At 46.3% G+C, this 12242-nt stretch carries 9 protein-coding genes; 2 read left to right on the forward strand and 7 right to left on the reverse strand.

All coding sequences use genetic code 11. From position 1 onward, the window contains the following. Positions 1-2 precede the first annotated feature (2 nt). The 4 genes from purD to epsC form a co-directional block, all read right to left on the reverse strand. A complete protein-coding gene (purD, locus tag K429_RS0111300) occupies positions 3-1271 on the reverse strand; it encodes a phosphoribosylamine--glycine ligase (protein ID WP_026366994.1) in 1269 nt (422 codons plus the stop codon). A 133-nt stretch (positions 1272-1404) separates the two neighbouring features. Next, on the reverse strand, positions 1405-3549 hold the full coding sequence (locus K429_RS0111305) for a S9 family peptidase (protein ID WP_026366995.1): 2145 nt from the start codon (positions 3547-3549) through the stop codon (positions 1405-1407). 169 nt (positions 3550-3718) lie between these two features. Further along, positions 3719-5218 (reverse strand): class I SAM-dependent RNA methyltransferase, encoded by a 1500-nt coding sequence (locus K429_RS0111310; protein ID WP_026366996.1) that lies wholly within the window; start codon positions 5216-5218, stop codon positions 3719-3721. A 223-nt stretch (positions 5219-5441) separates the two neighbouring features. Next, positions 5442-6341 (reverse strand): serine O-acetyltransferase EpsC, encoded by a 900-nt coding sequence (epsC, locus tag K429_RS0111315; RefSeq protein ID WP_007211555.1) that lies wholly within the window; start codon positions 6339-6341, stop codon positions 5442-5444. Positions 6342-6505: 164 nt separating this feature from the next. On the opposite strand from epsC, the gene cysK reads away from it, so the two are divergent. Beyond that, positions 6506-7453 (forward strand): cysteine synthase A, encoded by a 948-nt coding sequence (gene cysK, locus K429_RS0111320; protein ID WP_007211556.1) that lies wholly within the window; start codon positions 6506-6508, stop codon positions 7451-7453. Between the two features lie 103 nt (positions 7454-7556). Here cysK and K429_RS0111325 read toward each other — a convergent pair whose 3' ends face one another. Together K429_RS0111325 and K429_RS0111330 are read right to left on the reverse strand one after the other, a co-directional pair. Then, positions 7557-8042, reverse strand: a complete 486-nt coding sequence (locus K429_RS0111325; protein ID WP_007211557.1) for a pyridoxamine 5'-phosphate oxidase family protein — start codon at positions 8040-8042, stop codon at positions 7557-7559. Beyond that, a complete protein-coding gene (locus K429_RS0111330) occupies positions 8005-8712 on the reverse strand; it encodes a YitT family protein (protein WP_007219113.1) in 708 nt (235 codons plus the stop codon). The genes K429_RS0111325 and K429_RS0111330 overlap by 38 nt, the downstream gene beginning before the upstream one ends. A gap of 328 nt (positions 8713-9040) precedes the next feature. Here K429_RS0111330 and K429_RS0111335 point away from each other — a divergent pair, with 328 nt between their 5' ends. Further along, positions 9041-9853 (forward strand): AraC family transcriptional regulator, encoded by an 813-nt coding sequence (locus tag K429_RS0111335; RefSeq protein ID WP_026366997.1) that lies wholly within the window; start codon positions 9041-9043, stop codon positions 9851-9853. A gap of 96 nt (positions 9854-9949) precedes the next feature. Here the strand turns inward: K429_RS0111335 and rnr are convergent, their stop codons facing one another. Further along, positions 9950-12094 carry a ribonuclease R gene (gene rnr, locus K429_RS0111340; RefSeq protein WP_007219115.1) on the reverse strand — a complete coding sequence of 715 codons (2145 nt, stop codon included), beginning with the start codon at positions 12092-12094 and terminating at the stop codon, positions 9950-9952. Between the last annotated feature and the right edge of the window lie 148 nt (positions 12095-12242).

The following is a 12242-nucleotide window of genomic DNA, read 5'->3' on the forward strand; positions in this document are numbered from 1 at the left end:
GATTAGAGATCGAACCCGATGTCGCGGCGGAAATACTTCTTGTCGAAGTGGATCATATCCGCTACTTTATAACTTTTGGCAAGGGCTTCCTCCTTGTTTTCACCATACGAACATACGGCAATCACGCGTCCGCCGTTCGTTACCACTTGTCCGTCTTTCATTGCGGTTCCGGCATGGAAGAGGATACTGTCCGTGGCTGCTTCAAACCCGGTCATCACTTTGCCCTTTTCGTAAGCTTCGGGGTATCCACCGCTGACAAGCATGACACAGGCGGCTGTCCGTGGGTCCATCACCAATGTCTTGGTGTCGAGGTTGACATCGCGTACACCTTCCAGAAGTTCTACAAAGTCGCTTTGTATACGCAACATGACGCTTTCTGTTTCCGGATCGCCCATACGGACGTTGTATTCTATCACCATTGGTTCACCTTTCACACGGATCAGGCCGAGGAAGATGAAGCCTTTGTAAAGGATGTTTTCTTCCTGCAATCCGCGGATGGTAGGTTCGATGATGCGGGTACGTACCTTTTCCATGAATACCTCGTCGGCAAAGGGGACAGGAGTTACACTTCCCATGCCACCGGTATTCAGGCCTTTATCGCCTTCACCGATGCGTTTGTAATCTTTGGCAACAGGCAAAACCTTATAGTTCTTACTGTCTGTCAGCACAAATACGGAGCACTCTATACCGCTGAGGAATTCTTCGATAACAACTGTGGCGCTGGCCTGGCCAAACATACCGCCGAGCATTTCTTCCAGTTCCCGCTTGGCTTCTTCCAGTGTAGGGAGAATGAGCACACCTTTTCCGGCGCATAGACCGTCGGCTTTCAGCACGTAGGGAGCTTGGAGGGTTTCGAGGAAAGCAAGGCCTTCGTCCAGATTAGCAGCAGTGATGCTTTTGTAACGGGCGGTGGGAATACCGTGACGTTCCATGAAGCCTTTGGCGAACTCTTTGCTGCCTTCCAGTTGCGCACCTTTAGCTGTAGGGCCGATGATGGCAATATGTTGGGTGGAGGCATCTCCGGTAAAGCTGTCGTAGATACCTTCTACCAGCGGATCTTCGGGACCTACCACGATCATGTCTATCTTTTGTTCTAAAGCGAAGGCTTTCAAGGCAGGGAAATCGGTTGCCTTGATGGATACGTTCTCACCTACCGCACTGGTGCCGGCATTACCGGGGGCGATAAAAAGTTTCTCTACTTTCGGGCTTTGGGCTATTTTCCATGCCAGGGCATGCTCGCGGCCACCACTTCCTAATAATAATACTTTCATGGTTTCATTTACAATTTACAATTTACAAAGTACAATTAAAGTACAATTAACAATTTACATTTCTTTCTCTTCTTCTGTGCTTTACCATTTTACTCATGCACTAAATTGTACATTGTAAATGGTAAATTGTACATCAAAGATGTTCTTCAAAATAACGGGTTATCTTTTCATGTAGATGTACCCGGTCACGTCCCCTGACATTGTGCTTATGTGTGGGATAGATAAACAGGTCCGGATATGTGCGTGCATCCACACAAGCCTTTATGAACGAAAGTGTATGTTGAGGTACACAAGTATCGTCATGATCATCATGGATCAATAGCAGATGTCCTTTCAGATTGCCGGCAAGGTTTTTCAGGTTGCACTCTTTGTACCCTTCCGGATTACTCTGTGGGGTATCCATATAGCGTTCTCCGTACATGATTTCATAATATCCCCAGTCGATGACCGGACCACCTGCAACGCCTACCTTGAATATCTCGGGATAGCGGAGCAGCAATGCCGTAGTCATGTGACCACCGAAACTCCAGCCGTGCACACCGATGCGGTTGCCATCTACATAAGGCAGACTTTTCAGGAATTCCACACCTTTTACCTGGTCTTTTCCTTCTTCAATGCCAAGATGTCGGAAAGTAGCATTTTCAAATTCCAGTCCGCGGTTGTCACTTCCACGGTTGTCGAGGCTGAACATGATGTAACCTTTGTTGGCCATGTAGATATCCCAGCCACGTGCACCGTTCTGCCAACCGCCGGTGACCATTTGGGCGTGCGGTCCACCGTATACATAGACAATGGTGGGGTATTTCTTATTCGGATCAAAGTCCGCAGGTTTTATGAGACGATAGTAAAGATCAGTCACACCGTCGGCAGCTTTGATGGTGCCTACTTCGATGCTCGGCATGGTGAAGTCCTTGAATGGATCTTCTGCTGTCAGCAGATTGATGCTTTTCCCGTTTTGTGTGGCGATGAGATTGATGCTGCGTGGCGCTTCAGGGCTGGAATAGGTATCTATAAGGTAACTGCCGCTTGCACTCAGTGTGCCGTGGTGTATACCTTCCGGTGTGCCTAGCGGGCTACGTTTGCCTGTTGCTATGCTTACTTTGAAGAGGTTGCTTTGCAACGGGGAATATTCCGTGGAAGCTATAATGATTTCTTTCTTTCCACTGTTGAAGCCAAGCACATCTTGCACAAGCCAGTTGCCGGAAGTCAGTTGCTTGACCAGCTTACCGTCTGTGCCATAGAGGTACAGGTGGTTGAAGCCGTCGCGTTGGCTTTGGTAGATAAACTTGCTGTTGTCCCACGGCAGGAATACGATGGGGTGCTGGGGTTCTACGTATTTGGGATGTGTCTCTTCAAAAAGAGTTCCTATCAGTTCGCCTGTTTCTACGCTGTACTGGCATAGCTTGGCATGGTTCTGATCACGGTTCAGCTCTATGAGATAAAGGCTTTTGGCATCCGGTGCCCAACTTATATTGGTGAAGTAACGGTCGGTAGGATCACCTGCATTCAGATAAATTGTCTTCTGCGTTTCGGGATTGTAGATGCCTACAGTTACTTTGTGGCTCGTCATACCTGCCATCGGGTAACGTACATTGTTCAATTCGCCCACCCGTGCGGTGATGTCCACTAACGGATATTGTGTTACCATGCTTTCATCCATGCGGTAGAAGGCGAGCAAGTCACCTTTCGGACTCCAGTAAGTTCCTTTGCTGATGCCGAACTCGTTACGGTGTACGCTTTGTCCGCATACGATCCCTTCCGGTTCGTTGGTTACGGCGCGATCGTTGACATAAAGATTATTATTCAGAGTGTAAGCAATATGGCCGCTTACGGTATTATAATCCTCATTGGCTGCCTTTTCTGGCAAGGCTTGTTTGCTGATGATTTTATCCGCTTTCCAGTCGTAAACGATATAATTACCGGGCAGGGTGATAAGCAACTGAGTCTTTTCAGCCCAAGGCAGGCTCACCTGATATAAATGACTCAGTTTACCCAGTTTTTCCTGTTCCAGTGCTTGGTTGATTCTCTCACGCGTCAGGAGTAGGGTTTCCTTTCCTGTTTTAGGGTTCACTGCAAACAAAGAGTCTATTTCGGGCTTGATGCACGTGTCTCCCCACCATTGCAGTCCGTACAGGCTTTTTGCAAAGCGATAGGTTTCTCCGCCGGGGATCAGGTCTTCCAGCGTCGGTTTCTTTAAATCTTGTGCCATAACGTTCGTTGTGAAGAGAGCGGATGATGCCAATAATACCACTCCCATCCATTTACTGATTATCTTCATGTTCATAGTCTTTTGTTAGTCATTCTCTTTTCTAAAACCTTTCACTTCTATTCTGCCCATTGGTGTACTTTTCACTTGTACGGCGGCACTCAGCTTGGCAAAGGCAGAGTATCTAACACCTCCTTTGTTTGAGGTGAAAATTTGGCACCTCAAACTGTCTCTCAGCAACTTACTCTCCCTCTTCCCGCTTTCTCGGTTTAAACTCCCTTTTCGGCTTGAACTCCCCGTTTCCTCCCGGACGACGTTCTCTGTCAAACGGTTTTCTTTCCCTGTCTCCATCCTTGCGGAATTCCCTTGGCTTGAATTCCCCTCTGGGCCTGTCTTCTCTCGAACCAAACTCCCGGGGTTTACTGTCTCTTGGTCTGAATTCCCTTGGCTTGTCATCTCTGGATCTGAATTCTCCTGATTTGCGGGGTTCTCTCGGTCTGAATTCACGTGATTCTCTTGGTCTGAACTCCCGTCCTTCTTTCGGTTTGAAGCCTGATTCTTTAGAGTCTTCTCCCTCTTCACTTTCGCCTTCCTGTTTCTTGAATTCCTTGTATTTACCGTCGAAAATCTCGTATTTACGGAATTCACATTCCAGTGCACCGTTGAACAGAGGTATTTTGGCAGTCGGTTTCAGTCCTATCTGGTCGAAGCACTCTTCACGATAAGAGAGCACCCATGCCGTGTTTCCGGTGAAAGCGTGTTTCAGACGCTCGCCTATCATCTGGTACAGTCCCAGCAGATTATTGGTAGAAATACGTTCCCCATAAGGCGGATTGGTGATAATCATGGACTTTTCCGCCGGCTGTTCAAACTGCTGGAAGGGCTGCAACTTCAAGACAATGTCTTTCGATACACCTGCTGCCTTGATGTTGTGCGTTGCTATTTCGTTGGCCTGCGGATTATTGTCGTATCCGTATATCTTATGTGTAAACTCACATTCCTGACTGTCGTCGTTGTAAATCGTATCGAATAAATCCTGGTCGAAATCATTCCACTTCTCAAAAGCAAATTCCTTACGGAATACTCCCGGAGCAATGTTACGTGCAATCAGTGCCGCCTCAATGGGGATGGTACCCGAACCACACATCGGATCAATCAAATCACATTCTCCTTTCCAGCCCGTCATGAGGATCATTCCGGCAGCCAGTACTTCGTTCAACGGAGCCTCTACCGCTTCCTGACGATAACCGCGGCGGTGTAGTGACTCACCCGATGAGTCGAGTGAAAGCGTACACGTGGTTTGTGCAATGTGTATATTCAGCAGTACATCCGGGCGGTTGATTCGTACGGACGGACGTTTGTTGAATTTCTCGCGGAAATAATCTACAATGGCATCTTTTACTTTATAAGATACAAACTTAGAGTGACGGAATTCTTCGCTGAACACAACGGCATCTACAGCAAATGTTTTCTCCACATCCAGGATGTTTTCCCAGCTGATAGCTTTGATTTGTTCATAGACTTCATCAGCATTTTTGGCAGTGAAGTTCTTGATCGGTTTCAGGATACGGATTGCTGTGCGCAAGCAGAAGTTTGCCTTGTACATCATTTCCTTGTCTCCACTGAAAGACACCATGCGTCGGCCTATTTCTATGTCGTTTGCCCCTAATGCAGTCAGTTCTTGTGCTAATACTTCTTCCAGACCTTGAAAGGTCTTGGCAATCATTTGAAAGGATTCCATCTGTTTATTATTGATTTTACGATTTACAATTTTACGGTTGAAGCTGCTGTAACTTCTTCTGTATCTATTGTTTCTATTGATGATTACTATTCTCTTAATATCCCTTTTACGGAACACTTGTACTTCTCGGATGTAACACTTGTGTCTCTCTTCCGAAACACTTGTGTTGCTCAGCCGGAACGCTTGTGTCCCTCAACCGGGGCGCTTGCTTGCTGACTGCCGGTTACTTTTTGGCTTTAGTCTGTACAATTCTTGCTCCGGCCGGAACGTCTTCCGTCACCCAGATATTACCACCTACCGTGGCACCCTGTCCGATAGTGATACGTCCTAAAATGGTGGCATTGGAATAGACGATTACATTGTCTTCCAGTATCGGGTGGCGTGGGATACCCTTGATCGGTTTACCGTCCGCATCCAATGGAAAGCTCTTGGCACCCAGAGTTACGCCTTGATATAACTTTACGTTATTTCCGATGACGCACGTCTCCCCGATTACCACACCCGTTCCGTGGTCTATGGTGAAGTGGCTGCCGATGGCGGCACCCGGATGAATATCGATTCCTGTTTCGCTGTGGGCCATTTCAGTGATGATACGCGGAATAAGGGGCACACCGAGTTTCAGTAACTCATGCGCAATGCGGTAATTGCTGATGGCACGTATGGCGGGATAACAACTGATTACTTCTCCGAAACTGTGTGCTGCCGGATCTCCATTGTAGGCGGCTGCCACATCAGTGGCCAGCACACGGCGCATTCCCGGCAAATTGCTGATGAATTTAGCGGCAATCAGTGCCGCTTCTTCACGCTGAAGTTCAGTGCAGCAGGTACATTCTCCGTTTCCGGTGAAGCAAAGCCCTGCAAGTACCTGACCGGTCAGCAAGTCGAACAAGCGTTCGATGTTTACGCCGATGTGATATTTGATGGTGCGGCTGTTGACTGTGGAATTACCAAAATAACCGGGGAAGAGGATGGCACGTGATAGCTCTACAATATCTTGCAGTGCCCTAGCCGAAGGCAATGGAGTGCCGTCCGTGTGCTGATGAAACAGTCCTTTGTAAGATGAGCTTTCCGATAGTTCATCGACTGCCTGTGTCAAAATGTGAGTAAAGTTCAATGGACTCATTGGGATATCCTTTTTATAATAAGGTGGGTACAAAGGTAACTATTCTCAGCGAAAATCCCTCATTTATAGTATGAAAATCCCACAAATATGGTATTTCCTATGAACCGTTAACCCTCTATCTTTGTCATTTAGAAAGAAGAGTATAAATTAAAACCCAATATGTTATGAAAAAGATAGCAAAACAGCTCACGGATCTGGTGGGCAACACTCCCCTGATGGAGCTGAGTAATTACAATAAATCAAAGGGGCTGAAAGCCCGTCTGATCGTGAAACTGGAGTCATTTAATCCTGCCGGAAGCGTGAAAGATCGCGTGGCACTGGCAATGATTGAAGATGCCGAGACTTCCGGTTTGCTGAAACCCGGAGCGACAATCATAGAACCTACCAGTGGAAACACCGGAATAGGACTTGCATTTGTGGCCGCTTCAAAAGGTTATAAGTTGATTCTCACCATGCCCGATACCATGAGCGTTGAGCGTCGCAACTTACTGAAAGCCTTGGGTGCCGAATTGGTGCTTACGCCCGGTGCCAATGGTATGAAAGGGGCTATTGCCCGTGCTGAAGAACTGAAAGCGGCTACACCCGGTGCGGTGATTCTTCAGCAGTTTGACAACCCCGCAAATCCTGCCATGCACGAACGTACTACAGGACAGGAGATCTGGCGGGATACGGAAGGTCATGTTGATATTTTTGTTGCTGGTGTAGGGACTGGCGGAACGGTAAGTGGAGTAGGCGCCGCCTTGAAAAAACATAATCCGGCTGTAAAGGTGGTAGCGGTAGAACCGACCGACTCTCCTGTACTTTCAGGAGGTGCTCCGGGAGCACATAAGATACAAGGTATCGGTGCTGGTTTTGTTCCCAAGAACTACAATCCGGCAGTAGTGGATGAAATATTGCAGGTAACAAATGACGATGCTATCCGTACAGGACGCGAGTTGGCGCAGAAAGAAGGCCTGCTGGTAGGTATATCTTCCGGGGCGGCAGTCAGTGCAGCCACTCGTCTGGCACTTCTTCCGGAGAATGAGGGGAAAACTATTGTTGCATTATTGCCGGATACAGGCGAACGGTATCTTTCAACGTTGCTATATGCATTTGATGAATACCCGCTGTAGAATATTAGGGCTACACCCTTTCACCAAAAGGGTGTAGCTATTTGCAGTAAAGGGTGTAGCTATCCGGGGGAAAGGGTGTAGCCATCCTGAAATGGGTTTGTAACTACTCTGAGGTGACCTCGCTGGGTCGCAGTCCGAAGGATCTGCAAGTCATTTTGTCTATTTTTACTTCCCAAACCTTTACGTTGCGCACGGCAGGTTCACTGTATTTAAATTCATCGCTTGTATATTGCTGCATGATTATATCAAGTGCCTCTCTTTTTTCATCCATATCTTCGATGAAACGGACGTTTCCGTGGCATATCACGCTGCGCGACTTCATGCTGTAACTGCATGCCACCTGCCGGTGCATATACACCAACTCGTGTCCTTCGCAGAAGGTGATGCAGACATGAGGATGTTTTTCTGCCATCGTTACTTTGCTGCCTTCGGGACCGGAGTGCAGATAGATAATTCCGTCCCGGTAAGCAAAGTTCATGGGGACTACGTAAGGGTTGCCTTCCAGATCGGTGATGCCCACCGTGCAGTAAGGACATTTGCGAATGATTGCTTCAATTTCTGTCAGTTCGGTGATTGCAATTGTCTTCATAGGGCTGAATGGGTGTTTTATTCGGTGCAAAGGTAATCATTTTATTGACAAACCCCAGTCGTCTGTTGAAGAAGCGTGCGAAAAGTCCTACGATCAATGCGGCAATGATTGTACCTTCGCGTACACCTTCTATGCTTCCTGCTATCATCAGAGAAGCTGCACAGGCAAGGAGTGCCAGTGTAGTATCAAAGCCGATCTTGGTAATTCCGAATTCTTTTCCCGTACGCAAAGTGATGGCTTTCACAAAGGCTTCTCCGGATAGCATCACTACATTGGCAATTACCTCCATACTTACTCCCAGGCCAAGTATCGCACAGCCAGCTATCAGTGATAGAATCTGCGAGGCATAGCCTGCAGGAGTGAATCCTCCCAATAATGCCATCGAGCAATCTATGAAGAAACTGAAGAGTATTGCTACGGGAATTTGTAGAAACTGCTCTTTTCTGAAGTCCCTTTTCAGAAGCCATATTTGTCCGGCTATCAGCGCGGCATTCAGCAGAAGCGTGAACTGTCCCAGTGTGACGGGAAAATTTAAACTCAGTGTGTAAGGAAGGCTCGATATAGGTGAGGAGCCCAGATTTGCTTTAATAATTAAACTAATACCAAACGCATTTACAAATAAGCCCGCAATGAAAAACAGATACCGGGCTGTTAATTCTCTTTTTGCCATATTACAATCTTTTTTCTTGAGTTCATCACTGTATGGTTATGAATGAATTTACCACAGATTACACAGATTGACACAGATTCTATTTTACTGATTATTAGATTAATAAATCTGTGTGAATCTGTGTAATCTGTGGTGAGTCTTATTCATTCCTATACCGTATATATCCAATCTTTGATGAGCAAATAACCAAAATTATTAACCGCTGCAAAGTTACGGCTTCTATTGCCTGTCTCACGGTTCAAAAATCGAAGCGAATTGTTCAAAAAGTGGGATTATTTTGTTCATAAGCTCCTTTAAAACTATATTTGTACTTCAAAAATAGAACTTTATGAGTGAGGAATACCTGTTTCATACCCGGAAGAAATCCGATTTGTTTTCTTATCCTTATCGGATGGAGAGAGGGGAATTGCTGTTTTGTCTGCAAGGAGGGGTACAGCTTTACATTAACCAGCAGAAATATGCTTTAGCTGCCGGAAGTGTAATACTTGTTTTCCCCGAACAGATTACGTTTTATAAAGATGCTACAGATGACCTTGAACTGGCTGTTTTTGCTTTTTCCGCCCAGTTCCGACATGAGATTTTCTATTCGCTGCCTTCGGATAAGGTATCCTTCATGCGTGAGCATAATTATAGTTCATTCCGAGACGAAGAGTGGGATGGGATATGTAATCATTATCTTAAACTTCTGCAACAGAAATCTGTGGACAGTGATAATATATATCAACGTGAGCTGGTGATTTACTGTTGTCGGATGCTGTTTTATGAGATCTGTAATCAGTCGGAGCGTCTTTACCGGCAAACGAAGCCGAATCATTTGCGTTGGCGGTTGAAGGACCGCTTTATTGCGTTAGTGATAGAGTCGTTCAGGGAACAGCGTTCGGTGGATTATTATGCGGATAAGCTTTGTGTCACTACGCGGCATCTGAGTAAGACGATTCAACAAACGGTGGGATGCACAGCGAAAGAATGGATAGACGATTACGTGATACTTGAGCTTAAAGTGACACTTCACTCTACAGCACTTTCCATACAGGAGATAGCTAATCAGTTTAATTTCCCTGATCAATCCTATCTGGGGAGATACTTCAAGCATCATACAGGAATGTCGCCCACGGCTTACAGGGAGAATTATGGTGCATAGGAGAACGAAAATTTAGGCACGGATTACGCGGATTACACGGATTTCTTTTATTAATCAACAACCCTTGATCCGTGTATTCCGCGTAATCCGCACCTTTTATTCTACCAGCGCAAAGTCCAACTGTTTCTTTTCCAGATTGGCCCGTGCTACCTTAATTGTAATTGCATCGCCCAAACTGTAGGTACGGTGCTTACGGCGCCCACGCAGACAGTAGTTCTTCTCGTCGAACTCGTAATAGTCATCGCCAAGATCGCGGATAGGTATCATACCTTCGCATTTATTTTCGTTCAGTTCAACGTACAGTCCCCATTCCGTAACACCGGAAATTACACCATCGAACACTTGTCCCAGACGCTCCGTCATAAATTCTACTTGCTTGTATTTGATGGAAGCACGTTCAGCGTTGGCTGCAATTTGTTCCATATTGCTGGAGTGGTCGCAGAGGTCTTCATATTTAGTTTCGGAAACACTGCGCCCGCCATTCAGGTATTTAGTAAGCAAGCGGTGTACCATCATGTCCGGGAAACGACGGATGGGTGAGGTGAAATGTGTATAGTATTCGAATGCCAATCCATAATGTCCAATGTTGTGCGTGGAATAACGTGCTTTCTGCATGGCACGGATGGATACGGTTTCAATAAGATTCTCTTCCTTCTTGCCCTGAATATCGTCCAACAGATGATTGATGGATTTGGAAACATCTGTCTTGGTCCCACCGGTACGTATCTTGTAGCCGAAGCGGGCGATGAATTGTGCCAGGTTATCCAGTTTCTCCGGGTCTGGAAGGTCGTGGATACGGTAAGGGAATACCTTGGCCTTCTTGTTTTTCGGTACGCGACCGATTTTTTCTGCTACGGTGCGGTTGGCAAGCAACATGAATTCTTCCACCAACTTGTTGGCATCTTTGGAAACTTTGAAGTAGACGCTGATAGGTTTCCCTTTTTCGTCTATCTCAAACTTCACTTCGTAACGGTCGAAGTTGATGGCTCCGGCTACGAAACGCTTTTGACGCAATGCCTTGGCAATGGTATCCAGCATAAGGATTTCTTCTTTGAAGTCTCCTTCTTTCGTTTCAATTATTTGCTGTGCTTCCTCGTAAGTAAAGCGGCGGTCGGACTTGATTACTGTATGTACTACGCGTGAGTCTTTCACATCTCCCTTTTCGTTGATGTTGAAGATAACGGAGTACGCCAGCTTTTCTTCGTCGGGACGCAGGGAACAAATGAAGTTGCATAGACGTTCGGGAAGCATCGGGATGGTACGGTCTACAAGATACACGGATGTAGCGCGTTTTTCGGCTTCCTTGTCGATGGTGCTGCCTTCGGTTACGTAATGGGTAACGTCTGCGATGTGTACACCTACTTCCCACAAGCCATCTTTCAGTTTGCGGATGGAGAGAGCATCATCAAAGTCTTTGGCATCCTTCGGGTCGATGGTGAAGGTAGTCACATTTCGGAAGTCCTCGCGTTTGGCAATTTCTTCATCGGATATTTCAGCGGGGATTTTGTCCGCAGCTTTTTCTACAGAAGAGGGGTAGACATAAGGTAGTCCGAATTCGGCAAGGATGGCGTGCATCTCTGTGGTGTTGTCACCCGCTTTGCCCAGGATGTCGATGACTTGCCCGATGGGGTTTTTCGCCTTGTCGGGCCATTCTATTACTTTCACGATGGCTTTGTCTCCCGTCTTTCCGCCTTTCAGCTTTTCTTTGGGGATGAAGATGTCATTGGCAAGCGTACGGTTTTCCGTCACCAGGAAGGCGTAGGAACTGCCTACTTCCAGTGTGCCTACAAAGGTGTCGTTGGCACGTTCCAATACTTCTATCACTTCTCCTTCGGCTTCGCAGCCACGGCGTTTGGCGTAGAAGGAAATGCGTACTTTATCATTGTTCATGGCGTGTGCCGAATTACGTTCGGCCACGAATATCGGGTCACCTCCACCTTCGGGAATGAAGGAATTCTTTCCATTGCTTTTACGCTGGAAAGTGCCTGTCATTTCCACTCCATGATTGTTCAGTTTATATTTGCTTTTCTCCACTTCGGTGATGTAATCATCCAGTAGCATATCGCTTAGGATATCCTTACACAACATCTTCAGAGGATGCGTGGTAAGGTGGAGTTGTTCGAATATGTATTTCAGGGACAGTACCTCATCAGGTTTCGAATGGAAAAAATCCATAAGGGCAGAAATGAGTTCTTTCTTTTTCATTCGCTTGCCGGCTTTTTTTTCTTTGTTTTTGGCCATAATATATTGATTATTGAATGGATTGCATATGATAGATACAAAGAAAACAATTTTTTTGCGAATTTGCTTTGTTTCTGCCTTGAAAAGAATGGGGATGTAGGCAAAAAAGATGTAATTAGCCTGAATAATTCATAGGAGTTAGAAGATG

The organism is Bacteroides sp. 14(A), assembly GCF_000526555.1.
GTDB lineage: Bacteria > Bacteroidota > Bacteroidia > Bacteroidales > Bacteroidaceae > Bacteroides > Bacteroides cellulosilyticus.

Bases quoted from the DNA above. Each gene is read 5' to 3' on its own strand.
- purD (WP_026366994.1), bottom strand. From the start codon at position 1,271: ATGAAAGTATTATTATTAGGAAGTGGTGGCCGCGAGCATGCCCTGGCA.
- K429_RS0111305 (WP_026366995.1), bottom strand. From the start codon at position 3,549: ATGAAGATAATCAGTAAATGGATGGGAGTGGTATTATTGGCATCATCC.
- K429_RS0111310 (WP_026366996.1), bottom strand. From the start codon at position 5,218: ATGGAATCCTTTCAAATGATTGCCAAGACCTTTCAAGGTCTGGAAGAA.
- epsC (WP_007211555.1), bottom strand. From the start codon at position 6,341: ATGAGTCCATTGAACTTTACTCACATTTTGACACAGGCAGTCGATGAA.
- cysK (WP_007211556.1), top strand. From the start codon at position 6,506: ATGAAAAAGATAGCAAAACAGCTCACGGATCTGGTGGGCAACACTCCC.
- K429_RS0111325 (WP_007211557.1), bottom strand. From the start codon at position 8,042: ATGAAGACAATTGCAATCACCGAACTGACAGAAATTGAAGCAATCATT.
- K429_RS0111330 (WP_007219113.1), bottom strand. From the start codon at position 8,712: ATGGCAAAAAGAGAATTAACAGCCCGGTATCTGTTTTTCATTGCGGGC.
- K429_RS0111335 (WP_026366997.1), top strand. From the start codon at position 9,041: ATGAGTGAGGAATACCTGTTTCATACCCGGAAGAAATCCGATTTGTTT.
- rnr (WP_007219115.1), bottom strand. From the start codon at position 12,094: ATGGCCAAAAACAAAGAAAAAAAAGCCGGCAAGCGAATGAAAAAGAAA.